27 protein-coding genes, 1 tRNA gene and 1 pseudogene are annotated in these 23,013 nt (G+C 67.7%); 18 read left to right on the forward strand and 11 right to left on the reverse strand.

Annotated elements, in window-relative coordinates:
- Positions 1–8: 8 nt before the first annotated feature.
- From CyaNS01_RS04565 to CyaNS01_RS04580, 4 genes are all read left to right on the forward strand, one after another.
- Positions 9–92: transfer RNA gene (locus CyaNS01_RS04565), tRNA-Leu, on the forward strand.
- A gap of 175 nt (positions 93–267) precedes the next feature.
- The gene (locus tag CyaNS01_RS14830) at positions 268–1,023 is read left to right on the forward strand and encodes a LysM domain-containing protein (RefSeq protein ID WP_186699215.1); all 756 of its coding nucleotides are present in this window, start codon (positions 268–270) and stop codon (positions 1,021–1,023) included.
- Positions 1,024–1,102: 79 nt separating this feature from the next.
- Entirely contained in the window at positions 1,103–1,495 is a 393-nt protein-coding gene (locus CyaNS01_RS04575; RefSeq protein ID WP_225875806.1) for a hypothetical protein, read from the forward strand.
- Positions 1,496–1,512: 17 nt separating this feature from the next.
- Entirely contained in the window at positions 1,513–1,929 is a 417-nt protein-coding gene (locus CyaNS01_RS04580) for an NUDIX hydrolase (protein WP_225875807.1), read from the forward strand.
- 57 nt (positions 1,930–1,986) lie between these two features.
- Here the strand turns inward: CyaNS01_RS04580 and CyaNS01_RS04585 are convergent, their stop codons facing one another.
- Positions 1,987–2,562 carry a DUF924 family protein gene (locus tag CyaNS01_RS04585; protein WP_186699217.1) on the reverse strand — a complete coding sequence of 192 codons (576 nt, stop codon included), beginning with the start codon at positions 2,560–2,562 and terminating at the stop codon, positions 1,987–1,989.
- Between the two features lie 572 nt (positions 2,563–3,134).
- Positions 3,135–3,527 (reverse strand): MAPEG family protein, encoded by a 393-nt coding sequence (locus tag CyaNS01_RS04590; RefSeq protein ID WP_186699219.1) that lies wholly within the window; start codon positions 3,525–3,527, stop codon positions 3,135–3,137.
- A 105-nt stretch (positions 3,528–3,632) separates the two neighbouring features.
- Between CyaNS01_RS04590 and CyaNS01_RS04595 the strand changes: the two genes are divergently transcribed.
- Positions 3,633–4,709: a calcium/sodium antiporter gene (locus CyaNS01_RS04595; protein ID WP_186699221.1), complete on the forward strand. Its 1,077-nt coding sequence runs from the start codon at positions 3,633–3,635 to the stop codon at positions 4,707–4,709.
- Between the two features lie 16 nt (positions 4,710–4,725).
- Here the strand turns inward: CyaNS01_RS04595 and CyaNS01_RS04600 are convergent, their stop codons facing one another.
- From CyaNS01_RS04600 to CyaNS01_RS04610, 3 genes are all read right to left on the reverse strand, one after another.
- Entirely contained in the window at positions 4,726–6,543 is a 1,818-nt protein-coding gene (locus CyaNS01_RS04600; protein WP_370561668.1) for an SLC13 family permease, read from the reverse strand.
- A gap of 58 nt (positions 6,544–6,601) precedes the next feature.
- Complete coding sequence (locus CyaNS01_RS04605) at positions 6,602–7,306, reverse strand: TrkA family potassium uptake protein (RefSeq protein ID WP_186699222.1); 705 nt, start codon at positions 7,304–7,306, stop codon at positions 6,602–6,604.
- Positions 7,307–7,378: 72 nt separating this feature from the next.
- Complete coding sequence (locus CyaNS01_RS04610) at positions 7,379–8,821, reverse strand: TrkH family potassium uptake protein (protein ID WP_186699224.1); 1,443 nt, start codon at positions 8,819–8,821, stop codon at positions 7,379–7,381.
- A 154-nt stretch (positions 8,822–8,975) separates the two neighbouring features.
- Between CyaNS01_RS04610 and CyaNS01_RS04615 the strand changes: the two are divergent.
- From CyaNS01_RS04615 to CyaNS01_RS04635, 5 genes and pseudogenes are all read left to right on the forward strand, one after another.
- Positions 8,976–9,391: pseudogene (locus CyaNS01_RS04615) on the forward strand (DedA family protein).
- A 473-nt stretch (positions 9,392–9,864) separates the two neighbouring features.
- Positions 9,865–11,784, forward strand: coding sequence for an NAD(P)H-quinone oxidoreductase subunit F (locus CyaNS01_RS04620; RefSeq protein ID WP_186699226.1), 1,920 nt, complete (start codon positions 9,865–9,867; stop codon positions 11,782–11,784).
- 9 nt (positions 11,785–11,793) lie between these two features.
- Positions 11,794–13,374 (forward strand): NADH-quinone oxidoreductase subunit M, encoded by a 1,581-nt coding sequence (locus CyaNS01_RS04625; RefSeq protein ID WP_186699228.1) that lies wholly within the window; start codon positions 11,794–11,796, stop codon positions 13,372–13,374.
- Positions 13,371–14,681, forward strand: a complete 1,311-nt coding sequence (locus CyaNS01_RS04630) for a CO2 hydration protein (protein ID WP_186699230.1) — start codon at positions 13,371–13,373, stop codon at positions 14,679–14,681. Before CyaNS01_RS04625 ends, CyaNS01_RS04630 begins: the two co-directional genes overlap by 4 nt.
- Positions 14,682–14,738: 57 nt before the next feature.
- Entirely contained in the window at positions 14,739–15,140 is a 402-nt protein-coding gene (locus CyaNS01_RS04635) for a fasciclin domain-containing protein (RefSeq protein ID WP_186699232.1), read from the forward strand.
- Here CyaNS01_RS04635 and CyaNS01_RS04640 read toward each other — a convergent pair whose 3' ends face one another.
- Positions 15,141–15,533, reverse strand: coding sequence for a hypothetical protein (locus CyaNS01_RS04640; protein ID WP_186699233.1), 393 nt, complete (start codon positions 15,531–15,533; stop codon positions 15,141–15,143).
- A 135-nt stretch (positions 15,534–15,668) separates the two neighbouring features.
- Between CyaNS01_RS04640 and CyaNS01_RS04645 the strand changes: the two genes are divergently transcribed.
- From CyaNS01_RS04645 to sepF, 3 genes are all read left to right on the forward strand, one after another.
- Positions 15,669–16,880, forward strand: coding sequence for an FAD-dependent oxidoreductase (locus CyaNS01_RS04645; RefSeq protein WP_186699235.1), 1,212 nt, complete (start codon positions 15,669–15,671; stop codon positions 16,878–16,880).
- A gap of 15 nt (positions 16,881–16,895) precedes the next feature.
- Complete coding sequence (locus tag CyaNS01_RS14460; protein WP_225875808.1) at positions 16,896–17,333, forward strand: hypothetical protein; 438 nt, start codon at positions 16,896–16,898, stop codon at positions 17,331–17,333.
- Positions 17,334–17,480: 147 nt separating this feature from the next.
- Positions 17,481–17,756: a cell division protein SepF gene (gene sepF / locus CyaNS01_RS04655; RefSeq protein ID WP_186699237.1), complete on the forward strand. Its 276-nt coding sequence runs from the start codon at positions 17,481–17,483 to the stop codon at positions 17,754–17,756.
- Between the two features lie 7 nt (positions 17,757–17,763).
- Here the strand turns inward: sepF and CyaNS01_RS04660 are convergent, their stop codons facing one another.
- The 3 genes from CyaNS01_RS04660 to CyaNS01_RS04670 form a co-directional block, all read right to left on the reverse strand.
- Positions 17,764–17,985, reverse strand: a complete 222-nt coding sequence (locus CyaNS01_RS04660; protein WP_186699239.1) for a hypothetical protein — start codon at positions 17,983–17,985, stop codon at positions 17,764–17,766.
- Between the two features lie 96 nt (positions 17,986–18,081).
- The gene (locus CyaNS01_RS04665; protein ID WP_186699241.1) at positions 18,082–18,681 is read right to left on the reverse strand and encodes an alpha/beta fold hydrolase; all 600 of its coding nucleotides are present in this window, start codon (positions 18,679–18,681) and stop codon (positions 18,082–18,084) included.
- On the reverse strand, positions 18,674–18,913 hold the full coding sequence (locus CyaNS01_RS04670; protein ID WP_186699243.1) for a hypothetical protein: 240 nt from the start codon (positions 18,911–18,913) through the stop codon (positions 18,674–18,676). The genes CyaNS01_RS04665 and CyaNS01_RS04670 overlap by 8 nt, the downstream gene beginning before the upstream one ends.
- Positions 18,914–19,070: 157 nt before the next feature.
- On the opposite strand from CyaNS01_RS04670, the gene CyaNS01_RS04675 reads away from it, so the two are divergent.
- Positions 19,071–19,217, forward strand: coding sequence for a chlorophyll a/b-binding protein (locus CyaNS01_RS04675; protein ID WP_186699245.1), 147 nt, complete (start codon positions 19,071–19,073; stop codon positions 19,215–19,217).
- A 213-nt stretch (positions 19,218–19,430) separates the two neighbouring features.
- On the opposite strand, the gene CyaNS01_RS04680 is transcribed toward CyaNS01_RS04675, so the two are convergent.
- The gene (locus tag CyaNS01_RS04680; RefSeq protein ID WP_186699246.1) at positions 19,431–19,976 is read right to left on the reverse strand and encodes a LexA family transcriptional regulator; all 546 of its coding nucleotides are present in this window, start codon (positions 19,974–19,976) and stop codon (positions 19,431–19,433) included.
- A 57-nt stretch (positions 19,977–20,033) separates the two neighbouring features.
- Entirely contained in the window at positions 20,034–20,621 is a 588-nt protein-coding gene (locus CyaNS01_RS04685) for a hypothetical protein (RefSeq protein WP_186699248.1), read from the reverse strand.
- A gap of 308 nt (positions 20,622–20,929) precedes the next feature.
- Here CyaNS01_RS04685 and CyaNS01_RS04690 point away from each other — a divergent pair, with 308 nt between their 5' ends.
- The 4 genes from CyaNS01_RS04690 (at position 20,930) to CyaNS01_RS04705 (ending at position 23,006) form a co-directional block, all read left to right on the forward strand.
- On the forward strand, positions 20,930–21,442 hold the full coding sequence (locus CyaNS01_RS04690; RefSeq protein ID WP_186699250.1) for an NADPH-dependent FMN reductase: 513 nt from the start codon (positions 20,930–20,932) through the stop codon (positions 21,440–21,442).
- Positions 21,439–22,197: a pirin-like bicupin family protein gene (locus CyaNS01_RS04695; RefSeq protein WP_186699252.1), complete on the forward strand. Its 759-nt coding sequence runs from the start codon at positions 21,439–21,441 to the stop codon at positions 22,195–22,197. Before CyaNS01_RS04690 ends, CyaNS01_RS04695 begins: the two co-directional genes overlap by 4 nt.
- A 72-nt stretch (positions 22,198–22,269) precedes the next feature.
- A complete protein-coding gene (locus CyaNS01_RS04700) occupies positions 22,270–22,662 on the forward strand; it encodes a Hepatitis C virus core protein (protein WP_186699254.1) in 393 nt (130 codons plus the stop codon).
- Between the two features lie 110 nt (positions 22,663–22,772).
- Complete coding sequence (locus tag CyaNS01_RS04705; RefSeq protein WP_186699256.1) at positions 22,773–23,006, forward strand: hypothetical protein; 234 nt, start codon at positions 22,773–22,775, stop codon at positions 23,004–23,006.
- Positions 23,007–23,013 lie beyond the last annotated feature (7 nt).

The following is a 23,013-nucleotide window of genomic DNA, read 5'->3' on the forward strand; positions in this document are numbered from 1 at the left end:
CCTTTGCCGGGGGCATGGCGGAATCGGTAGACGCAGCAGACTTAAAATCTGCAGACCGCGAGGTTGTGGGGGTTCAAGTCCCCCTGCCCCCACTAGGGTCGAACCAAGCCGAAGGGATCCAGGGTGGTGAGAGACGTCCCAGCCCAGCAGCCAGCCTCAGCCTCGCTGCCAAGCCCAGCAAAGCATCCAAGCCCACCCCAGCAACCAAGCCCGTTTCTGGAATCAGGCTCAGGCCGGCAGATCGCTTCCGTTGGGGCCTCTGGCCTGTTGTTCGGGTTGTTCGGCAGCCTCTGGGTTCTGGGGGGGCTCGGGACAGTGCTGGCCACAGCGGTGCTGCTGCCCGGAGCCCGGCCCGCCCTGGCCCAGGCGGCCGCCAGGCCGCGTCAGGTCACGGTGAAGGAGGGTGACACCCTCGAGGTGATTGCCGGACGCCACGGGGTGTCCGTGGAGGCCCTGCAGCGTCTCAACAACATCAGCGATCCGCGCACCCTGCAGATCGATCAGGTGCTCAAGCTCCCCCCCGCCACCGCTGCGCGCCCCGCTGCCAAGCCGGCTCCAGCGGCGAAACCCGCTGCCGTCAAACCTGCCGCCAAGGCACCGGCCACCACGGCTCCTGCAACCCCCACCCCAGCCACTGCCCCCACCCAGACCAAGCCGGCTGAGCCGGCTGAGCCCCAGGCGGCCGAAGCCACCCCCGCTGAGAAGCCCCAGCAGGGCCGCTGGCGCTATTTCGGCAACACCCTTGTGGACTGGGGCAGCTGGAAGCTTCATCCCGGTGGGCTGCGGGTGACGGTGGTTCAGCCCGCCGCCGAAGACGTGGGGGCCTCCCGGGCCAGGGCCACGGCGGTGGCGGTGCAGTGCAGCAGCCTGCGCCAGACCTGGCGTGTGGATGGGGCCTGGCAGGCCTGGGCGGTGCCGGAGCCTCGCTCCGTGGGACAACAGATCGTGCTTGACCTCTGTGATGAGGTGCAGGCCTCGCCGGAGGGTGCCATTCCTCCTCCGGCTCCAGCCCCGGGGGTCTGAGGCCGGATCCAACCACCCCGGACCCTGGCGGCAACGGTTCGGGGCCGATACGTTGCCGGCGAGTCACTGGCCCACAGGCATGCCTGCCTGGTCCCTTCGTTCCACTGGCGGCCTGCTGCTGCCCCTGCTGCTGTCGGTCGCTGGGGCCCTCGGCACCCTCTCCCCGGCCGCTCTGGCGCGCGGCACGCCGAGGGCCGATGCGCTTGAGGCCATCCGCCAGGTGTGGCCCCAGGAGCACCTCGACAGTGCCATCCGCCTGGCCCATCTGGAAAGCGGCCTCACCCCCACGGCCCGTGGCTGCGGTGGGGACTGCTTCGGCCTGTTTCAGATCCACTTCGGCGCCAACCGGGGTCTGATCGCCGCGATGGGCATTCGCAGCCCCGAGGAGCTGCTCGACCCTCTGGTCAACAGCAGCGTGGCCTACGCCATCTTCCGGCAATCGGGCTGGCAGCCCTGGGGGATCGAACCCTGAACCGCCCATCCCCTCCTGTGGAGGTGGCCCTGGCCGTGCTCGAGCAGGGCGGCCAGTGGTTGATCCAGCTGCGGGATGACATCCCCGGGATCGTGGCCCCTGGGGCCTGGGGACTGTTCGGGGGCCATCTCGACCCGGGTGAGAGCCCCGCAGAGGCGGTGCGCCGCGAGCTGCTCGAGGAGATCGGCTGGTGGCCCCCCGCCCCGCTGCCCTTCTGGTTCTCCCATCGCAATGCCGATCGGGTCGCCCATGTCTTCCGCGCCCCACTGCCGATGCCCCTGCAGACGCTCCAGCTCCTGGAGGGTCAGGACATGGCGCTGGCCTGTCCTGCTCAGCTGCGCAGCGGCCGGGCATGGAGTCCGAGGTTGGGGGAACACCGCGCCATCGCCCCCTCGCTCCGGTGTGCTCTCGAGGCCCTGCAGCCGCCGCAGTGAGGAGTCCAGGGCTGGCCCCCTTGGCTGAACTGCTGCCCAGGCGGCAGGCAGCTCTGCTCAGAAACGGGATCCCGGCTCCAGCAGGAAGGCCGTCTCCTCCGGCGTGGAGGGGCGCCCGAGCAGCTGGTTGCGGTGGGGGAAGCGCCCGAAGCGGGCGATCACAGCGTGGTGCCGCTGGGCGAACAGGGCGGTGCGAGGGTCGCTCCAGCGAGCGAACAGGGGCAGGGAGGCTTCCTGCACGGCCAGGTCCTCGCTGTGCATCATCGGCATCAGCCAGAACTGCCGGCGGGCTCTGGCGGGCTCAGTGGCCACCCAGCCCCGCGCCACGGCGGCCTGGCTGAGGGCCAGGGCCTCAGGGTCCGTGCTGAAGGCCCGGGCACTGCCACGCCAGATCTGGCGTGGCAGCTGGTCGAGAAGCAGCACCAGGGCCAGAGCCCCGAGTGGCTCGTCCCCCCATCTCAGCAGCGTTCCCGCGGCGGCCTGTTCGGTGAGCGGAAGGAAGCGCTGGCGCACGCGGGCGTCGAAGGCCCCATCCCTGGCGAACCACAGCCGGGGCTCGATGGTCTCAAACCAGAACTGCAGCAGCTCCAGTGCCTGAGGGTTGGAGACAGCGCCATCGGGTGCAGGGGTCATCCCAAGCACGATCTCACCACCAGGCCCCTCCCCGGCACGGCCGATGCCCAGCCTTGCGGGATAACAGCTTGCTTGTTGCGAGCACATGCGGTAGTGTTCTGGGTGGCCAAAGCAGGCAGTTCGGGCCATCGCCGTAAGCCCGCTCTGCTCTCGCCGCCGCTACAGCACCCTCGCTCTCCGTGCTTTCCGGCAGAGCAGCCCGGGCCGGGAGGCCTGAAGGTCACAACCCATGGAGAGTCCCGTCAGCGCGGGAAGGGTCGTTCCCGGTGCGTCATGCCGATATCTCCGTCAGGCCATGGGGCCTCGCTGCAATGGCGTTTCGGCGTCCAGGCCAGTCCATGGATTCAGTTTGTTCCACCCTCGTTTTTCACCCCATCACCATGACCACATTCCATCGCTCCAACCGCCAACGCCCCCTGAGGGGGGCCTCTGCGGGTCGCGGTCCTTCCGGCCCGTGCTGCCCGCTGCGACCCCTGGGCAGCAGCGGCTCACGACAGTCGGGAGCTCCCCAGCCGATCACCTGGGAAGACCTGCTCGGCCAGCGCTGAGACCCATCGCGGCCCAGCCGCCCATCAGCCCAGCTCGCGGATGGCACCGATCAGGGCCAGCACCCAAAGCCCTGCGGCACTCAGAAAGCTGATGCCAAAGCCAGGGCCCCGTCGTTCAGGCGCCTGCAGGTAGCCCACGGCATAGGCCACACGGCCTGCGACCCAGAGGATCCCCAGCAGGTTGGCCAGTGCCGCCTCACTCCAGAGGCAAGCCAGCCAGTAGCTGGGCAGAAAGAACACCAGCTGTTCAAGGGTGTTCTGCTGCACCCGCACGGCCCGCTGGAACGGCTCGGGGCCGTCCATGGCCGGCGGCTTCACCAGGTGCTTGAACCGTGCCCGGCCCACCGCCAGCGCCGTGCCCTGATAGAGGCTGAGGCCCGCGAGGGTCACCAGGGCAGGCAGGGCGAGGCTCGTCATTGTGGTGCGGCAGCAGGCCCCATCTTTGCCGCCGCCTCGCCGCCGGCTTGGCCACCAACCCCCTGGCCCCACAATTGAGCAGACTCACCCTGCGACGGCTCGCGCGTGACCAACCTGCTCCCCAGCCTCCTGCAGATCCTGCTGGGCATCCTGTTGCTGTTCGGTGGTGGCGAGCTGTTCGTGGCGGGGTCCACCGCGGTGGCCCTGATGCTGGGCATCCCCCAGATCGTGATCGGCCTCACGGTGGTGTCGCTGGGCACCAGCGCCCCGGAGCTGTTCGTGAGCCTGATCGCCACGGTGCAGGGCAACGAGGCCATTGCCATGAGCAATGTGGTGGGCAGCAACATCTTCAACGTGCTGGTGGTGCTCGGCATGAGTGCCCTGGTGATGCCCCTGAGCGTGCGCAGCCGCCTGGTGCGCCGCGATGTGCCCCTGCTGGTGGCCCTCTCGATGGCGGTCTGGGGTATGGCCAGTGGCAGCCAGCTCACCTGGCAGGCCGGCGTGGCCCTGTTGGTGGGACTGCTGATCAATCTGGTCTGGGAGATCCGTACGGCCGGGGAAAACCCCGAGGAGGCGGGGGAGTTCGACGCCAGCGAGCGCCTTTCGGCCCTGGTCGCCGGACTGCGCCTGCTGGGCGGGCTGGCGCTGCTGGTGGTGGGCTCCCAGGTGCTGGTGCGTGGGGCCACCACGGCCGCCCTGGGCCTTGGCGTCAGCCAGACGGTGGTGGGGCTCACGATCGTGGCGGCCGGTACGTCGATGCCGGAGCTGGTCACCTCGCTGGTGGCCACTTACCGCGGCAAGGTGGATCTGGCCATCGGCAATGTGGTGGGCAGCAATCTGCTCAACCTGTTCCTGATCCTCGGAGTCTGCGCCACGGCTTCAGGCGGCAGGGGCCTGGCGGTGGACCCCGTGCTGATCCAACGCGATCTACCGGTCATGGTGGTCACCACCCTGGCCTGTCTGCCGATTTTCTGGAGCCATGGCCAGATCACCCGGCTGGAGGGGGGGATCCTGGTGATGCTGTACGCGCTGTACCTGGGGGAGCAGGTGCTCAGCAACAGCGTCAGCAGCCTCACCGATGAATACCGACTGATTACCCTCACCGCCGTGGTGCCGCTGGTGCTGGTGTTTCTGGTGTGGCAGGCCCTGCGCTGGCGGCATGAGCGCAAGGCCGGAGTCTGACCATGGGCCTGCCGCCTCAGAGCCCGAACTGTCTGCAGATCAGCCAGGGCACCAGCAGCGTCATCAGCAGCGTCAGCGGAAAGCCGTAGCGGGCCACATCGAGAAAGCGGTAGCGTCCCGGTCCGAACACCATCAGGTTGGTCTGGTAGCCCACCGGGGTGAGGAAGCTCTGGCTGGCCCCGAACAGCACGGCGAAGATGGCGGCCATCGGTGGCATGCCCAGCCCCAGGGCCAGCTGAGCCGCGATCGGGATCAGCATCGCCACGCTGGCGGCATTGCTCATCACTTCGGTGAGCAGGGTGGTGAAGAGGAACACCACCGCCAGGGCCCAGTAGAGCGGCCATGCATCCAGGCCTCGGATCAGTGCCTGGGCCAGAGCCTCCGCCAGACCCGTTTTCTGCAGCGCCACGCTGAAGCTGGCCAGAGACCCCAGCAGCAGGATCACATCCAGCCGGATCGAGCGCTGCAGCTCCCCTGGCCGCAGGCAGCCGGTGACCACCATGGCCACACTGCCCAGCAACACAGAGGCCACCAGGGGCAGCACCTGCAGGCTCGGCAGCAGGATCGACAGGCCCACGATGGCCAAGGCCACACGCTTGCGGCTCACGGTGGGCAGGTCGTCTTCAATCTGCTCCAGCACCACCAGATCGTTGCCGGCCAGCAGACCGCGGATGGCATCCTGTGGTCCCTGCAGCAGGAGCACATCGCCCTCCTGCAACTGGGCCTTGCCCAGGCGTTCCCGCACCACGGCGCTGCCGCGGCGCAGGGCCAGCACGGTGGCGTTGTAGCGCTGACGGAAGCGCAGATCGCGCAGGCAGCTTCCCGCCAGGGCCGAGCCTGCCGGCAGCAGGGCCTCCACCATCCGCTGGCTGTTCTGGGCGTCGGGAATCGGAGGGCTGGAGGCCCCCTCCTCCGGCGTGGGCGCAAGCACCACCGTGTGCTCCTGCTGCAGCCGCAGCAGGTCGTTGCGGGTGCAGCGCAGCACCAGCCGATCGCCCAGCTCCAGGCGCCGGTCGGCCAGGGGCGGCTGAAAACGCTCCTGATCCCGGTGCAGCTCCAGCACGTCCACATCGAAGCGTCGCTGCAGCCGGCTGCCAAGGAGCGACTGGCCCACCAGCTCCGAACCCCTCGGAATCTCCACCTCGGTGATGTAACCGCTGCGGGCGAAGCCCCGGGCCAGATCGGTGTCGTCGTTGCCGCGATCCGGCAGGAAGCGATCCGAGAGCAGCACCATGGCCAGGCTGCCCGCCATCCACACGCCCAGGCCGATGGGCGTGAATGTGAACAGCTCGAAGCCGCCGTAACCCAGTGTGTTGCTCACCTCGCTGGCCAGCAAGTTCACCGAGCTGCCGAGCAGCGTCAGGGTTCCGCCCAGAACCGTGGCGAAGGAGAGGGGCAGCAGCACCTTGGAGGGGGCAATCCGGCGCTTGTGGCACCAGCTCTCGATCACCGGCAGCAATGAGGCCACGATCGGCGTGTTCGGCACAAAGGCCGAGACCGGTCCAACCACCCCAGCCAGCAGCAGGATCATGCGCCTGGGGCTGCGCACGGCATCGGAGCCGATCAGTCCCCGGAGCCGGTCCAGGCCACCCGAGCGGAACAGGCCGGCCGAGAGGGCGAACAGGCCCACCAGGGTGAGCAGGGCCGGGCTGCCGAAGCCCTCCAGGGCCTCGGCCGGCTTCAGCACCCCCAGGGCCATCAGCAGCCCCACGGCCAGCAGGCCGGTGACTTCCGCCGGAATCCAGCTGCCGATGAACAGCACCACCGACAGCACCATCACCGCCAGGGTGATCAGGGCCTGGGGGGCGAGAACGGCCTCTAGCAGGGGGGGCAAAGGCCAGGCGCCGACGCCGCCTGAATGTAGGGGCTTCGCTGCCGCGGCCCCCTGGGGGTCAGCTCCCCGGCAGCTCGGCCAGATCCTCTGTGGCGCCCATCACCACCAGCAGTTCCCCCTTCTGCAGCACATGGGAGGCGGGGGGATTCACGGTGAGCTGGTTGTCCGGCCCGGCGGCCAGCACACTCACGTTGAAGTTCTTGCGCAGGTTGAGATCCCGCAGCGACTGACCGATGAACGGTCCGGGAACCCGGATCTCCTCGATGCTGTTGCGGTCGTCGAGCCGAAGCCGGTCCAGCAGGTTGGGGCGCACCAGCTCAAGCCCCAGCCGCTGGCCCTGCATCTTGGAGGGGAAGATCACCCGGTCGGCACCGACCCGCTGCAGCATCTTCATGTGCAGGTCGTTGGTGGCCCTTGCGATCACCTGCTTCACCTGGCTGCCTGTGCTGTCTTTGGCGATCAGGGTGGCGGTGACACTCACCTCGATCGGTTCACTCATGGCCACCACCACCGTGGTGACATCGAGCACCCCCGCGGCCCGCAGGGCCTCTTCATCGGTGCTCTCCACCTTGCGGGCCGTGATCGAAGGGTCCTGCCTGTTGATCCGATCCACGGCGGAGGGGTCATTGTCGATCGCCAGCACGTCGGCGCCGCCCTTGCTCAGTTCCAGGCAGAGGGCCGTGCCGAAGCGCCCGATCCCGATCACCGCGAAGCTGCCCAGGGCCCGGCTCTCGGCTGGATTCCAGTTCCACCAGTTGCTCATGGTTGCCGGGAGTCGCGCGGGGCCAGATGAGTGGATCCTCGCTCAAGGCCCGACCCTGGCCCGTCGCCTGCCTCAGATGTAGAGGTCTTCGCGGGGGTAGCCCACCCGCGGCTGGCGGCGGCTTCCATACAGCGCCGAGAGCAGCAGCAGGATGCCCAGCCGACCCACAAACATTCCCACCATCAGCACCAGCTGGCCCCAGCGGTTCAGCTGGGCCGTGACGCCCAGATCGAGCCCCACGGTGGCGAAGGCGGACATGCAGGTGAACAGCTTTTCGAGAAAGTTGAAGCTGTTGGCTCCTTCCGCTCCACTCGCCGTGGGTCCCAGGCCCAGCAGCAGGGCCATCAGCAACACGAAAATCAGCGAGGCGATCGTGACCCCGATGGCTCGCATCACCACCCGATCAGGAATCTGGCGGTTGTGAATCACCACCTCTTCTTTCCCCTGCAGGGTGGAGCGGGTGGTGGCCATCAAGGTGGCAAAGGTGGTGGTCTTGATGCCACCGCCGGTGCCGCCCGGACTGGCGCCGATGAACATCAGCACGATCACCAGCAGCAAGCCGGCGTCGGAGATCGTTTCCACCGAGAGGGGCAATGTGGAGAACCCCGCTGTGCGGGTGCTGATCGACTGGAACAGGGAGACCTGAAGCCGCTGCAGCCCACCGAGCGATTGGACAACGCCCCCCGTGGCGAAGGATTCGGTGAACACCAGGCCCAGGGTGCCGAACAGCACCAGCAGCAGGGTGGAGCGCAGCACGAGGCGTGTGTGCAGGCTGAGTCGGCGCATGCCACGCCAGGTGGCGCGGTTGGCCCAAAGGTCATTCATCACCCGCCAGCCGATTCCCCCCACCACGATCATCGTGGCGATCACACCATTCACCACGGCGTTGTCGCGGTAGCGCTCCAGGCTGCTGCTCCACAGCCCGAAGCCCGCATTGTTGTAGGCGCTGATGGCATGGAAGAGCGAGGCCCAGAACCGCTCCAGCGGGTTGGCGATGTCGGTGAAGCCAAAGCTGTAAAGCAGCACGGTGCCCAGACCCATCACCCAGCAGCCCGCCACCAGGATGCTGTTGAAGGTGGGGCCGATCCCGCCCACGCCGAATTCATCGAGGGCACGGCCCTTGTCAAGACGGGAGCGCAGCCCGGAGTGGCCCTGCACGAAACCCTGCAGGAAGGTTGTGATGGCCATCAAGCCCAGCCCGCCGGTGATGATCAGGCCCGCCAGGGCCACCTGCCCCAGCAGGGTGAGGTCGGTGCCGATGTCGATCACCGTCAGCCCCGTGACCGTGATGGCGGAGGTCACGGTGAAGAGCGCTTCCCACAGCCCCACCTCGGGCGAGGAGCAGAGCGGACTGGAGATCACCAGGGTGCCGGCTGCGATCACCAGAGCGCCGGTGACCACCGCAAACTGAGGCACGGTGAGGGCGTGGCGCCAGCGTTTCAGGGCCTCCCAGGGGCCGGTGCGAGCGTTGCGGCGCAGATGGCTGTCTTGCAGGGCGATGTCAGGGGGCGGCATCGCCGCAGGGTCCAGGCCGGAGCCGCTTAACCTAAACCCCCTCACACCCTGGCTTTTGCCCCCGCTGCTGGCCTGGTTTCCCGATCTCCCCCAGCTGATCGACCGGGCCGCCCAGCTGGATCCCTGGCACGGCTACGGCGCCATCGCCCTGGCCATGCTGCTGGAAAACCTGATCCCGCCCATCCCCTCGGAGGTGATCCTGCCCCTGGCGGGTTATGGCGTGGCCCGAGGTGATCTGGTATCTGGTGGGTCGGCTGGTGCCGCGGCCGCGGTTGGAGGGATGGCTGGAACGCCATGGCGGCTGGGATGCGCACGCTGATCTCGGTTCCCGCCGGCCTCGAGCGGATGCCCCAGTGGCCTTTCCTGGCCTGGACCACTGCAGGAAGCCTGATCTGGAGTTTCGCCCTGATCCTGGCCCGCCGTCTGCTTGGGCAGCAGTATTCCCTGGTGGCCGAGCGCTTGGAGCCCTATGGGCAGATGCTGCGCGTGCTGCTGCTGGCCACCCTGCTGCTGGGGCTGGGGGTGATCGGGACGCGCCTGTTGGCCCAGCCGCAGCGACGGCAATCCTGAGCCGGAACCATCCCCCGATTGGATTGGATCACCCCTCCTTCTTGAAGCCATAGGACATTCCTTCGCGACGCCTGCCCAGCGGGCAAAGAACCCGCTTAAGGTTTCCTTCGCAACCCCCTACTCCAGCCACTCGCCATCGCATCAAACCCTTGTTCCTTGAGTTGAGCTGCTCTTGACGAGGCTCAATCACCATTTCCCGCACGGCCTGGGCAGTCGCTCGCCACGGCCATCCACGTGTGCCTGATGGCACCACTCCTGGTTCTTCTGGATCTCAGGATTGTGGCCGTTCTTCCCCTGATTCAGCTTGCTGGCTTCTCCCCGGGGCATCATTAAGTTGGCAGATTGCTTCCGAGCTATCAGTCCATCAATGTCCCAATCGCTGCCAAGGTCTTCAGGGCCCTTAGTTCAGGACCCGTAGTTTCATCCTCTCACTGACGTTCTCCCGTTCAGATGCCACCGGAATTGTCGTCATCATGACTGTCGCCTTTCTGGAGACGGCCTGGCTTGTGCCGCTCTATCCACTCGCTGCCGCTTTCCTCTCCCTCGCCTGGTCACCCGGCGTCATCTGGCGCACCGGACCCCGCCCCTGCGGCTACCTCAACCTGCTGATGGTGAGTGTGGCGTTCTGCCATGCCGTGCTGGCACTGCTCGGGCTCCACGCCAGGCAGCTGGCCGTCGACGCGACGGCCCTGGAACCGGTGCGCTTCGGCTGGACCTGGATGGACACGGCAGGCCTGAAGATCGGCTTCGATGGGCTGATCACCGAGCCAGCCCTGATCGCCATGATCGTGATCACCGGTCTGCATGTGCTCGTGCAGATCTACACCATTGGCTATTTGGAAATGGATTGGGGCTGGGCTCGTTTCTTCGGCTCGCTCAGCTGCTTCGAAGCCGGCTTGTGTGCCCTCGTGCTCACAGACTCTCTCTTCTTCAGCTATGTGATTCTCGAGCTGCTCACCTTGGGCACCTACCTCATTGTGGGCACTTGGTACAACCAGTCGCTCGTGGTCAAGGGGGCCCGGGATGCCTTCCTCACCAAGCGGATCGGAGACCTGATCCTGCTGGCCGGCGTGATCGCCCTGCTGCCGATCACCGGCACCTGGAACTTCCATGGATTGCAGGCCTGGGCCGAGGCTCAGATCGCCGCCAGCCCCGATGGCCATGTCACCCTGCCACTCAGTGTCACCCTGATCCTGCTGGCCCTGATTGCCGGGCCGATGGGAAAATGTGCCCAGATTCCCCTGCACCTCTGGCTCGATGAGGCCATGGAGAGCCCCCTGCCCTCCACGGTGCTGCGCAACTCCGTGGTGGTTCTGGGTGGGGCCTGGGTGCTGTTGCGGCTGCAGCCGCTGCTGGCCCTCAGCCCGCTGGTGGGTTCGGTGCTGGTGGTGGTGGGAGGTTCCACGGCCCTGGTGGGCGCCCTGATTGCCCTGGCCCAGGTGGATGTGAAGCGAGCGCTCTCCTTCCTGGTGAGCAGCTGGTTGGGCCTCCTGTTTGTTGCGGTCGGTCTGGGCGGCGTTCCCGTGGCCAACCACCTGCTGCTCGTCTACCCCCTGCCCATGGCCCTGCTGCTGATGGTGGTGGGCACCGTGCTGGTGAGCAATGTGACCCAGGACCTCACCCAGCTCGGGGGCCTGTGGAGCCGGCGTCCCCTCACCGGTCTGGCCTTTCTCGTGGGCAGCGCCGGATTGATCGGCCTGCCGCCCTTCGCTGGTTTTTCACCCCTGCGCGAGTTGCTGGCTCTCACCGCCGGCAGCACCCATCCCGTTCTGCTCTCGGGCGTGGTGCTGCTGAGCAATGGCCTGATCGCCGCCGGATTGATCCGGGTGTTCGGCCTCATCTGGGGGGGCAGCCCTTCGGCCTTCACCGCTCGTTCGGCTGAGGTTCTCTGGCTGATGGTGCTTCCCACCACCGTGCTGATGGGTCTGGTGCTGCATCTGCCGATCATCCTGACCAGCAGCGGCGTGTTCGGGCTCTCAGCCCTGCCGGCCTGGGGCCCCATGGCCGTGCCGCTGCTGCTCAGCACCGTGGCGGGCTGCGGTCTTTCGGCCGTGTTCTATCTGCGCCCGCACCCTCTGGCGAAGCTGCCTGCTGCCATGGGCGGCTTCCAGCGCTGGTTGGCCCACGACATGGACACCGAGCGCTTCTATCACCGCACGGTGGTGGCCCTGGTGCTGGCCCTGGCCCGGCTCGGGGCCTGGAGTGATGGACGGGTGGTGGATGGCTTCAGCACCGGCACCGGCGCTGCGGCCATGGCCAGCGCCCGCCGGCTCAGCTTCACCACCAGCGGCCGCACTCAGCTCTATGCCCTCACCTTGATCGTCGGCGTGGTGCTGATGGCCGCCTGGCTGCTGGCCAATCCCACCCCGCTCCTTCCCACGACCCTGCCCTGAATTCCGGCCATGTCGCTGCTCATCCTGTTGCTGTTGGTGCCCCTGGTCGCCGGCCTTGCGGTGGCCGTGCTGCCCGCCGAGGCAGCCGTTCGGCCCCGCACCCTGGCCCTCGCCGCCGTTTCCGTTCAGCTTCTGCTCGGGGGTCTGTGCTGGCTGAGTCAGCCGGCCGACCTGGCCCTGGCCTGGCTGCCGAAGCTGGGACTGGCGCTGGAGCTGGGCCTTGACGGCCTGTCCCTGCCGGTGGTGCTGCTCACCGCTCTGCTCACGATGCTGGTGCTGCTGGCCTCCCCTGCCGATCAGAGTCGGCCGCGGCTCTACGTGAGCCTGCTGCTGGCCACCAACCTCGGTCTGGTGGGAGCCTTCCTGTCCCAGAACGCCCTGCTGTTTCTGCTCGCCTTCGAACTGGTGCTCATCCCCACCACCCTGCTGGTGGCGATCTGGGGACGGGCCAATGGCCGCGGAGCCGCCATTCGCTATCTGATGTACGGGGCGGTGTCCGGCCTGGCCCTGCTGGCCGCGGTGCTCGCCTTCGGTTGGCTGGCCCAGCCTGGGGCTGATGCCGCCGCCGGCATGACGCTGTTCAGTTTCCAGACCCTCGCCAACGCCAGCTTCAGTCCATCGGCGGGCCATTGGATCCTGGGCCTGCTGCTTTTGAGCTTCGGCCTCAAGCTGCCGATCGTGCCCCTGCATGGCTGGCAGCCAATCACCTACGCCGAGGCACCGATCCCTGTGGTGATGCTGCTCAGCGGCTCAGTGTCGAAGCTGGGGGCCTATGGCCTGCTGCGCTTCGGCGTGGGTCTGCTGCCGGATGCGTGGGCCAGCTTCTCGCCCTGGATTGCGGCGGCGGCAGCCGTGAGCGCGGTGTACGGCGCCCTCAACGCCATTGCCCAGACCGACATCCGCCGTGTGATGGCCTACAGCGCCCTGGGCCACATGGGACTGCTCACCCTGGCCCTGGCCGCCGCCACGCCGATGAGCCTGCAGGGCGCCGTGGCTCAGGTGCTGGCCCAGGGGTTGATCACGGCCCTGCTGTTCTCCTGTGTGGGGCTGATCGAACGCAAGACGGGCACCACCTCCATCCCTGAACTCTCGGGCCTGATGAACCCGATTCGCGGCCTGCCGTTCACCACGGGCATGCTGTTGATTGCCCTGATGGCTGCCGCCGGTATTCCTGGACTGGCGGGCTTTCCGGCTGAGTTGCTGGTGTTTGAAGGCAGCTGGGTCACCTTCCCCAGGGCCACGCTGGTGTGCCTTGTGGCTTCCGGGTTCACCGCCGTCTACGCGGTGCGGCTGTTCAACCGTGTGGGCTTTGGACGTCTGGACAATGACCGCGCCGACTGGCTGGCCACGACATGGGCTGAGCGGGCTCCGGCGATCGTGCTTTCAGCCCTGGTTCTGTTTGCTGGACTCCGCCCGGCCCTGTTGACCGGATGGAGTGAATCCACCACGGCCTTTCTGGCCCTGAGACAGTCCACAGGCACCACCTCCACCCTGCTCTCCCGGTCGACGGCGACAGCAGCCGCCATTGCCGCTGCCCTACCTCCAGCCCCTGCCTTTCCCTCTGCCGCCACCAAGGAGCTCCTGGCATGACCCCTCCAGCCGCCCTGGCCCCCTCCGAGGCCCAGGCCCCGCCGATTCCCCCCTCCACCCACCCCTACGCCGAGGTGATCCATCGCCTTGAGGCCGGTGGCTCGATGCTGCCTGACAATCCGGAGAATCTGCAGCAGATCATCGGCATCTACAAGGCCTATGCCGTGCCGATGGATTTCTATTGGCGCGACCTTCTCTACATCGCCGAGAAGGTTTTCCTGAACCCGTTACCGGCCTTCAAGTACTTCATTTCTCAGGAGTATCTGGATCGGCCCAACAGCTATTCAGGCGATCAGTCTCAACTTCGGATCTGGCGAGGTGGCGAAAAGGCCCATCCCGAACTGCTGGAGTTCATGGCCAAGGGTGAAACCGGCTCCATGTCCAAACTCTTGCATCACCTCTGGCACGACCGGGTGAACATGGAGTTCGCGGAGGCCTGCATGGATGCCATGTTCTGGCACCAGGGCATGGGTGGCCGCTTCAACGACTACCTCGTTTCCGAGCCCTATCGGGAGCAGGCAGACCGGGCCATCAAGGCCTACTTCAAGGGCAATCCCCTGATGCTGGGCCTCTACCGACTGTTCCCGGATCTGTTTCTTGAGCAGGTGCGCAAACTCTCCTACTACGCCAATCTGGGCCTCTTCTGGGAGGTGATGGCCCCGGTGTTCTTCGAGATGAGTGACCTCTACGACGAGGGCAAACTCACCTCGGTGCCTGCGGCCATGGACTTCCTGGTGAACGGGATCTTTGCCGTCGCCGGCCGACCGATCTATCACCATGTGTTCATCCGGGGCGAATGTTTCGAGATCATTCCCAAGAGCTGTGGCTTCACCTGGCTGTATGAGGCGGCCTTGCCCTATGTGGAGGCTGTCTTCTATCGCACCTCGCCCTTCCGTGGCACCAAGAGCTACAACGCCCAGGCGATGCAGGTGCCCGCTGATCAGGCCGACTTTCACTACGGCATCCTCTATGCCGATGTGTTCCCTGTGGGCTCAGCGGGGATCCCTCCCACCCTGTTGATGCAGGACATGCTGCACTTTCTGCCTCCCTATCTGGAGGTGATGTACCGCAACCACAAGCGCGGTGATGAGGACAAGCTGATTCAGCTGGGCATCACCTTCCAGCGCTCGATGTACAACGTCACCTCCGCGGTGATCCAGGCTCTGCGCTGCGCTCTGCTGTACCCCCTCGACGACCCTGATCCCGCCCACCTGCGCGCCAATCGCCAGTTCTTTGAAGCCCAGATGGACCGTTTCCTGCGGCCCGAAGCCCGCCTCACCGCCATCCAGACCCAGGACTACCGCTGATCCGTCCCCCAGGCGGCACAGCTGCCTGCCCTTCTCCTGGCCCCTCGCCCTTTTTCCATGGCCACCATTCTCGAAACGGCTGCCTCTGCGGGCAGCTTTCAGACCCTTCTTGCCGCCGTTGATGCCGCTGGCCTGCGGGGCGCTCTGGAGGGACCGGGGCCGTTCACCGTGTTTGCCCCTGTGGATGATGCCTTCGCGGCCCTGCCCCCCGGCACCGTCCAGACCCTGGTGGACAACCCACCCCAGCTGGCCCGCATCCTCAAGTTCCATGTGCTCTCCGGCGACCATCGCCGCGAGCAGCTGGTGCAGCAGCCCCAGTGGGACAGCCTGGAGGGAGCTCCCGTGGCGATCCGGCGGGCAGAGCCCTTTGAAGTGAAGAACGCCACGGTGGTGGCTGCCGATGTGGTCTGCGACAACGGCGTGGTTCACGTGATCGATCGGGTGATCCTGCCTGGGTGATCACCCGGCTGCCGCCGGATCGGCGGAGCGGCGCGTCTGAGGGATGGGGCCATCCAGGTCGGAACGGAACTGAAGCGTCATCCCGCCCAGATGCTGGCTCACCAGCTCCAGCAGCCGCATGAAGGTCTGGTGGGTCTTGGGCGCTCGCAGGCCCATCGCCTCGCGGCTGAGCAGCACTAGTTCCAGCACCCTGCCATCGGCCTTGGATTGCACGTCGGCAAAGAGCTGCATGCGCTGGGTTTCGCCGCCCTGTTTGACCATGGCGCCGAGGTGGGCCGAGGTGCGGTGATCCACCTCGGCGTTCAGGTCCCTGAGCACCGGGTCGAGAGCCTTGAGCATGGCCCCCGACTCGGGGTGGCCTTCAGGCTTGAGCACCAGCAGAAATCGCGCCATGGACGCTTACGTCGGGCTCGACGCTACTGCGACCGGGGCCCTGCGAGCTTGGCGGCCTGCTGGGGTCGCGGTTCGGCTTCTGCACCTGTGCGGCGGCGCTGGCATCCTGAGGGATTACTGGGTGGTGGCCCCGTCATGGCCCGGTCTGGATCGGGATCCGTTGCTGTCATTGGGGCTGGGGTCGCTGGCTGCGCCACTGCCGCCCAGCTGCGTCGGGCCGGTTTTGATGGCCGGATCAGCCTCTGGGAGACCGGGCGCGGCCCGGGCGGGCGGGCCAGCACACGCCGCTCCCGGGGCGATGGTGCCCTGGCCATCGACCATGGGGCCCCCCTGCTGAACATCCGCAGCGAGCGGCCCCCGGAGCTGCTGGAGCCCCTGCTGGAGGGGGGCTGGATCACGCCGTGGAGCGGTCTGATGGCCCTGCTGGAGGGGGAGTCGCGCCTGCACATCGGGCGCCCCGATGTCCTGGGGATCGGCCAGCTCTACCGGGGTGCGGACGGGATGGATGGTCTCTGCCGCGGCCTGCTGCAGCTGGGGGCCAGTGGTGCCCAGCCCGCTGCCGAGGCCCATTACGGCACCTTGATCCGCTCCCTGGAGTGCGCCTCCAGCGGCAGCTGGCTGCTGCGGGATCGCCAGGGAGAGCTCCAGGGCGAGGCCGACTGGCTGGTGCTCAGCAGCACCCTGCTGGCTCACCCCCGCAGCTGCCTGCTGTTCGAGTGGCCGGAGGTGCCGCTGGTGCGGGCGGCCGCATCGCTGGGGGATCTGCAGCTCGATCACGCCCTCACCACCATTGCGGGCATCCGCGCCGAGGCCCGCAGCAACCTGTTGTTGCTGTTCCCCCCCGAGGACGCGCTCCCCTGGAGCTCACTGCCGTTCTCCCTGGTGAACTTCGATCCAGCGGCTCAGCAGCGCTGGGGCCTGCGCCGGATCAGCATCCAGCCGCTCCCGGACGGCCGCTGCGCCGTGGTTGCCCATTCCAGCGATGCCTTTGCGGCCGACCACCTCGATGTCTATGGATCCCACTCCGCCGTGGCCCGGCTGCTGGATCTTCCCGTCGATGCCGGCCGTGAGGAGGATGTGATCCAGGCCCTGGCCAGGGCCGTGATGGAGTGCCTGGCCCCCTGGATTGATGACCTCACCCTGGAGCGTGCTTCTCCGCAGCTGATGCGCTGGGCGGCGGCCTTCCCGGTGGCGCCAGGTCTGCCCCCGTCCCTGCGGCTGTGCCCGCTCAGCCGCGTCGGCTTCTGCGGCGACTACCTCGACGGCGAGGGCTTTGGCCGCATTGAGGGTGCCCTGCACAGCGCCGAACAGCTGGCCGCTTCCCTGCTGCAAGCTGGACTGACCTAGAGCCGGGAGCGCCCGATGCCGTCCCACCTGCTGATTTCCGCGGCTGCAACGCGATGGCTGCTGTCGCCCCTGCTGGCCCTGGGACTGCTGCTGCTGGGCCCAGGCTCGGCGGCCTGGGGGCTGGAGGCGGCCAACCAGCCCAGCCGCTACAGCTGCGATGGCGACCTGCTGCTGGCCCGGGTCGAGAACGGCGCGGTTGATGCTCCCGGCATCCCCAACACCCTGGCCGGCACCCTGCCAGGGGCCTTTGTGGTGATCGATTGGCGCGAGCTGCACCTGCAGCTGCCCCGCACCAACAATGCCGGAGCTCCCAGCTTCGGTGATGGCCGCTGGTGGTGGAGCCTCGAGGATCCAAGTCGGCCCACCCTGCTGCTGCAGCAGGCCCAGCAGACCAGCTTCGCCTGCTCGGCTCTGCCCGCTTCAGGCTCGCCAGCTGCTGCCGCGTCCCGGTAGCGTCGACAGGTCGAGGTGGACGATGTCCCCAATCCGTTGGGGGCGTTTTCCGAGATGGGGCTCTGCGGAGCCCCTTTTGCTTGGCAGCCGTTTCCGGATGGACGCCACCCGCTCCCCCCGAGTAACCTTCGGTCCTACGGCACGGCTATGCAGAGTCCCTTTGGCGACTGGCTGCCGGAGGTGGTGGTGTTCCACCCCATCGGTTTCGAGGATGCCCAGGCGATCGTTGAGGCGGTGCGGGAGCTCAAGACCGCGGTGGTCCATGCCGGTGCCATGGACCGGGCCGAGGCCCAGCGCCTGATCGATTTTGTGGCCGGGGGCGTCTGCGCCATCGATGGGCAGGCCGAGTGCCTCGATCCCCTCACCTTCGTGTTTGCTCCTGAGGTGATCGCCCTGCAGCGCGACAGGCCCGCCGAGTCCTGAGCCTGGCTCAGTGGATTGAGGTCACCGTGTTGAGTTGCAGCCAGCAGCCGCTGGGTGCCAGCTTCTCCACCACCACACTGCGGTGCTGCTGCTGGGCGAGGGTCTGGGCGAAGGTCTCGGCCTCATCCCGGTCCCAGAACCTGGGCGCGATCACCTGCTGGGGCACACTCTGCTCGCGCTCAACTTTGGGGCGCACGCGATACCGACCTTCTGGATTGGGCACGACCATCGGACCATTCTGGGGGCAGGCTCTGCGCTCTGGTCCAGCCTCCGGATTTCTCCAGGATTGGCGAGCCCACCCGCCCGCCGCTCACCGCCTCGCCGCTCACGGCCTCAGCAGTTCCTTGCCCAGCCGCTCCAGGGCAAGCGGTGAACGCAGCAGCTGGTCGTGGGTCCACACCAGCAGTTCCTCGCGGCGGCCCCAGGGCAGCGCCGCCTGCCACCCCGGCGTCACGATCAGATCGAATGGGGTGTAGAGGCTCACGCACTCCAGCTGCTGCAGGGCCCTGCTGTCCTGGTTGAGGCGCCGCAGCAGGGAGCTGCCGCGGCCCATGTCGGCGATGCCGGGCAGCAGCCAGGGCGGGCAGGCCAGGGCGTTGAGGGTGCCCTGCTGGGGACTGCCCAGGCTGATGAACCGACGGGTGCGCCGATGGCCCCCCAGCCACTGCAGCCAGATGCGGGCGATCACCCCGCCCATGGAGAAGCCCAGCAGGTCGATCGGCTGTTCCGTCCCCACGTGGGTGGTCAGATATGCGGCCAGCTGCTCCGCCAGCCTTTCCAGGGGAACCTGGCCGATGCCATGGGGAAGATGCGGTATCAGGATCGGCTGGCGCCTGCCGTCCAGGTGTCGGATCAGGGGGTTGAACACCCGCGGGGTGTCCCAGAGCCCATGCACCAGCACCAGGGGTGGTGCTGCCTCAACCATCCAGGCGCAGCATCCGCTGGCCCGGCGCCAGCTTGGCCTGCTCCTCGAAGATCGCGGCCAGTACCGCCTGGCTGGCGGCGGGGTGTGCCTTGATCCCGGCGACAATCCGCTGGACATCCTCAGGGGCCAGGCCTCCCTGCAGGGTCCTGGCATGGAGCTTCTGGCGGAACTGCTCCAGCAGCGCCTCCTCCTCGGCGTTGAGGGGGCGGGCCCCCGGGCAGTCGATCTCCACGGTGTGCCTCGGCCACGGACCTGATCGTTTCACGCTAGGTGCGGCAGGTCCTGAGGTCAGGGGCGCCTGCGTCAGCACCTCATGACGCTCGCCCCCTTTGACCCGCACCCCTTCATGTTCTGTTACACTCCACGCAACGTTTCGTCACCCGCCTCCCATGGCCGACAACACCGCTTCCCGCTTCGGCTTCGTTGCTTTCGCTGAAACCTGGAATGGCCGTCTGGCCATGATGGGCTTCGTCATCGGCCTGGCCACCGAAATCCTCACCGGCCAAGGCATCCTGGCCCAGGTTGGTCTCGGCTGAAGTTCACCTGCTTGCGGGCTCAGACTGTTCGGCTCCGTGCCGATCGTGGCTGCGCCCCATCCCCTCTTCTGATTCCAGAAAACAAGCCCAGGACACCCTGTTCTCCAGCCTCCGGGCTGGGCTCCTCACCGGGTCTCTGACACTGTCAGAGACCCGGTTTGCGTTCCATGCCTCCCTCCCAGACGCCCTCTCCAAGGGTCGTGAAGCTGCAGATCATGGCGGCGGTGTTTGTGCCCATGGCCCTGCTGGGGCTGTGGCTTCGCTCCCAGGGCTTCTGGTGACCCGCTGACGCCGCGGCAGCAGGTGGTGCACGGCATGCATCACCACGCCCCAGATCAGCAGCTCTCCGCCGGGGTCGTCCACGCGGATGGCGGGGATGGCGGGATCGCTGGCCACCAGGTGCCATGGCGGCCGCTCGCCGCGCAGCTGTCGCAGCACGAAGCGCCCCTCGTGAATGGCCACCACCGTGCAGCCCGGCCGCGCGGCCACGCTCCGGTCGATCACCAGCAGGTCGCCGTGCTGGATGCCGGCTGCCTGCATGGCGTCGCCCTCCACCCGCATCAGGAACGTGGAGGTGGGCCGCGGCACCAGGGCCGTGTTCAGGTCGATCGACGCCTCCACGTAGTCGTCAGCAGGACTGGGAAACCCCGCCGCCACGCTCTCCAGGGCGAGCGGCAGCGCCTCACCTGAGGCCTCGTCGCTGAGGGCGCCCAGCCAGCGCAGATCGGCTCGCTGGGCGGTGTTGTCAAGGCGGCCCATCCAGCTCCAACCCAGTCTGATGCGTACATTTGTACTGCACCTCTGGGGCGGCCGGTGTCAGTCGCCGCAGCCGCGGCGGATCACCTCCTGCTGCAGGGCTCTGAGCTGGCCATCGTCGGGGATCTGGGGCGCGAACAGCAGCGCCCAGGCGAGGGGGACATCGCCCTCCCGCAGGGCGCTGTCAATGGCTCCCAGCCACCCGGCCGGCTGCCCCCCCGCGCTGAGCTGGTCGATCAGCCGCTGGCTCTGGGCCATGCGGCTGGCCGAGGCACCCACCAGGTGCACATGGGCAAAGGCCTCAGCGGACGCCTCCTCGGGGCGCAGCTGCAACAGCACCGGTTCGCCGGGCCCGATCGGCGTGGTGGGCCAGTCCAGGGGGGTGCGGATGGGTTGGTCGGGGCTGCTCACCAGGCGCCAGGTGTCGGCTCGGGGCCGTTCGATGCGCAGCTCCAGCAGGGGTTCCACCAGCACCAGCCGGGGGCGGGACACCGGCACAACGCCGAGGGCGTCGGCCATCTCGACCGGCTCCACGCGCGGCGCCACCACACACACGGCCACCGGCAGTTCCGGCTGCTGCAGGGCACGGCTCGAGGGTGTGGCGGCCAGCCCCACCAGCACCAGCCCGGTGATCAGCCGGGAGTGCATCAGGACAATCCTGCCGCGGGGCTGAGGCCATCGTCAGGGATCGGCGTGTCGATCAATGGCCGCTGGTCCGGCCTGGAGGGGGGCATGGGCCTGGAGGAAGAGGAGCGGGACCGCCGGATGGATGGACGACCGCCATCACGCTATCCATGGCCGCTTGCAAGCCAAGGGTGTTGTGGCGGCCCTGTCAGAGCGACCCTGTCAGACCTTCGGAGTGGTTCAGCTCAGGATGCGTGGGCCGGCGCGCCAAGCTGGGACGTGACTAAGTTCCGGATCCCGTCGAGGGGGCCCACGCTCAACACGCCGCCACCATGAACGATCTGCTTGTGCTCGCCGCCAGCAACGGCGAGAACCTGCGCCTGGCCGAGCGCTTTGTGGCGGCGGCCACGGCGCACAAGCTCAGGGCCGAGGTGCTCGACCTCACCGCCCTGGAGCTGCCGCTGTATTCCCCCAGGGCCCAGGCCGCGGGGACGCCCGCCGTCCTGCCCGCCCTGGAGACCACCCTGGCGGCGGCGCCGCGCTGGGTGATCTGTGCGCCGGAATACAACGGCTCGATTCCGCCGGTGCTCACCAGTGCCATCGCCTGGCTCTCCGTGCAGGGCAGCGACTTCCGGGCCCTGTTCAACCAGCGGCCGATTGCCATCGCCACCCACTCGGGTGGGGGCGGCCACACCGTGCTGGCGGCGCTGCGCTTGCAGCTGGCTCACCTGGGGGCCCATGTGGTGGGCCGCCAGCTGGTGAGCAATGGGGCCAATCCCGCCAAGGAGAGCAGCATCGCCGATCTGGTGGAGCGGCTGAGCTCCATGCAGGCACCCCGCCCATGACCACCGACGTTGCCGCGGCCCCCGCACCGCTGTTGCGTCCGGCGGCGCAGCGGTTCCACAGCCGGTTCGACTGGCTGGAAAGCTGGCACTCGTTCTCGTTTGCCGATCACTACGATCCGGCCTGGATGGGCTTCGGACCACTGCGCGTGATCAATGACGACACCATCGCCGCTGGTCGGGGCTTCGGCATGCACCCGCACCGCGACATGGAGATCATCACGGTGATGGTGGAGGGCCAGCTCAGCCATCGCGATTCGATGGGCCAGGTTGCGGTGATTGAGGCGGGAGAGGTGCAGGTGATGGGTGCCGGCACGGGCGTGCTGCACAGCGAGATGAACCAGGGCGATCGCCCCTGCCGGCTGCTGCAGATCTGGATCGAGCCCAGCCAGGCCGGTCTGCCGCCGGTCTACGGCCAGAAGCCGTTCCAGCTCGGTGCCGACTGGACACCCCTGCTGGATCCTGCCGGTGCCGCAGGTGCTCTCTCGGTGCGGCGGCCGATCCGTCTGTGGCGGGCCAGGCCCGGGGCCGGCGACGTGCTGGATCTGCCCCTGGCCCCCGGCGGGCTCGGCTGGTTGCAGCTGATCGATGGCACCGGCGCGGTGCAGGCTGCGGCTGAGCCGCCTGGAGCCTCCGGCGAGCATCAACGGAGCCGGCCGCTGCAGCGCGGCGATGGCCTGGGCTTCGGGGCGGATCGCCTGCGGGCCTTCAGCGCCGGCCCCGGCGGTGCCGACCTGCTGCTGTTTGAGCTGGGCTGAGGGGCAGCACTGATGGCCGTACGTCCGCCGTATCCGACCATGGGGGACCCCGTGCTCCCCGCCCGGCTTGCCATGCTTCAGCCCCCCCGCGGCTACCTCACCCTCAGCTGGCTGGGTCTGGTGGCGAATCTCCTGGTGCTGCCGCTGATGCTCTGGGTGATTCTGCGGGAGCCCACCTGGCGCACGGTGCACATCGTGGTGGGGGCCAGTGCGGTGCTGCCCACGGCGGTGGTGGGCCTGGTGGGCACGATCGCGCTGCTCAAGTGGCGGGCCTGGGGCCAGATCGTGGTGATCGTGGCCCTGGCCATGAGCCTGGCGGTGGGGCTCCCGTACGGAATCGTGCGGCTGGCCCTGTTCAGCGAAGGCCGTGGCCTGACCGCCGTGGTGGCTGGTGTTCTCTGGGCCGCCAACACGGCGGCGCTGGTCTATTGGTGCCGTCCCAGCATCCGCCGCTACCTCACCTGAGGGCGGCTGTCCAGGCTGCAGCCACCCGCCTGACCCGAAGATGTTGTGAAGGTGACAGTTTCTGGCTGTCACAAGGGCGATGATCAGAACAGGCTTTCGCGTTGTGGGAGATGGCTTCAGTTCATGCCCAGCATTTGCGTCACTACCGCCTTGTTGATCAGCAGGGCTCACCCCACCCGGTGCTGGACGACCTCTACGACTCGCTCGACGCCGCCTGGGCCGAGGCGATGGGATGGTGGCAGGAGCAGGTGGGTGCCAGCCAGGGACCGGTGGAGATCGGCGTTGAGGTGAGCACGGCCAGCGGTGATTGGCGCACCTTGCGCTACCCGGGTGGCAGCGCCTGATCGCCAA

The sequence above is a fragment of the Cyanobium sp. NS01 genome (assembly GCF_014280235.1).
Taxonomy (GTDB): Bacteria; Cyanobacteriota; Cyanobacteriia; order PCC-6307; family Cyanobiaceae; genus NIES-981.

Excerpts from the sequence above, each read along its gene's own strand:
- CyaNS01_RS14460 (WP_225875808.1), top strand. The coding sequence starts at position 16,896 with ATGCCGTCCCACCTGCTGATTTCCGCGGCTGCAACGCGATGGCTGCTG.
- CyaNS01_RS04660 (WP_186699239.1), bottom strand. The coding sequence starts at position 17,985 with ATGGTCGTGCCCAATCCAGAAGGTCGGTATCGCGTGCGCCCCAAAGTT.
- CyaNS01_RS04625 (WP_186699228.1), top strand. The coding sequence starts at position 11,794 with ATGTCGCTGCTCATCCTGTTGCTGTTGGTGCCCCTGGTCGCCGGCCTT.
- CyaNS01_RS04680 (WP_186699246.1), bottom strand. The coding sequence starts at position 19,976 with ATGGGCCGCCTTGACAACACCGCCCAGCGAGCCGATCTGCGCTGGCTG.
- CyaNS01_RS04590 (WP_186699219.1), bottom strand. The coding sequence starts at position 3,527 with ATGACGAGCCTCGCCCTGCCTGCCCTGGTGACCCTCGCGGGCCTCAGC.
- CyaNS01_RS04585 (WP_186699217.1), bottom strand. The coding sequence starts at position 2,562 with ATGACCCCTGCACCCGATGGCGCTGTCTCCAACCCTCAGGCACTGGAG.
- CyaNS01_RS04665 (WP_186699241.1), bottom strand. The coding sequence starts at position 18,681 with ATGGTTGAGGCAGCACCACCCCTGGTGCTGGTGCATGGGCTCTGGGAC.
- CyaNS01_RS04630 (WP_186699230.1), top strand. The coding sequence starts at position 13,371 with ATGACCCCTCCAGCCGCCCTGGCCCCCTCCGAGGCCCAGGCCCCGCCG.
- CyaNS01_RS04690 (WP_186699250.1), top strand. The coding sequence starts at position 20,930 with ATGAACGATCTGCTTGTGCTCGCCGCCAGCAACGGCGAGAACCTGCGC.
- CyaNS01_RS04685 (WP_186699248.1), bottom strand. The coding sequence starts at position 20,621 with ATGCACTCCCGGCTGATCACCGGGCTGGTGCTGGTGGGGCTGGCCGCC.
- CyaNS01_RS04620 (WP_186699226.1), top strand. The coding sequence starts at position 9,865 with ATGACTGTCGCCTTTCTGGAGACGGCCTGGCTTGTGCCGCTCTATCCA.
- CyaNS01_RS04640 (WP_186699233.1), bottom strand. The coding sequence starts at position 15,533 with ATGGCGCGATTTCTGCTGGTGCTCAAGCCTGAAGGCCACCCCGAGTCG.
- CyaNS01_RS04705 (WP_186699256.1), top strand. The coding sequence starts at position 22,773 with ATGGCTTCAGTTCATGCCCAGCATTTGCGTCACTACCGCCTTGTTGAT.
- sepF (WP_186699237.1), top strand. The coding sequence starts at position 17,481 with ATGCAGAGTCCCTTTGGCGACTGGCTGCCGGAGGTGGTGGTGTTCCAC.
- CyaNS01_RS04635 (WP_186699232.1), top strand. The coding sequence starts at position 14,739 with ATGGCCACCATTCTCGAAACGGCTGCCTCTGCGGGCAGCTTTCAGACC.
- CyaNS01_RS04675 (WP_186699245.1), top strand. The coding sequence starts at position 19,071 with ATGGCCGACAACACCGCTTCCCGCTTCGGCTTCGTTGCTTTCGCTGAA.
- CyaNS01_RS04700 (WP_186699254.1), top strand. The coding sequence starts at position 22,270 with ATGCTTCAGCCCCCCCGCGGCTACCTCACCCTCAGCTGGCTGGGTCTG.
- CyaNS01_RS04610 (WP_186699224.1), bottom strand. The coding sequence starts at position 8,821 with ATGCCGCCCCCTGACATCGCCCTGCAAGACAGCCATCTGCGCCGCAAC.
- CyaNS01_RS04605 (WP_186699222.1), bottom strand. The coding sequence starts at position 7,306 with ATGAGCAACTGGTGGAACTGGAATCCAGCCGAGAGCCGGGCCCTGGGC.
- CyaNS01_RS04645 (WP_186699235.1), top strand. The coding sequence starts at position 15,669 with ATGGCCCGGTCTGGATCGGGATCCGTTGCTGTCATTGGGGCTGGGGTC.
- CyaNS01_RS04575 (WP_225875806.1), top strand. The coding sequence starts at position 1,103 with ATGCCTGCCTGGTCCCTTCGTTCCACTGGCGGCCTGCTGCTGCCCCTG.
- CyaNS01_RS04695 (WP_186699252.1), top strand. The coding sequence starts at position 21,439 with ATGACCACCGACGTTGCCGCGGCCCCCGCACCGCTGTTGCGTCCGGCG.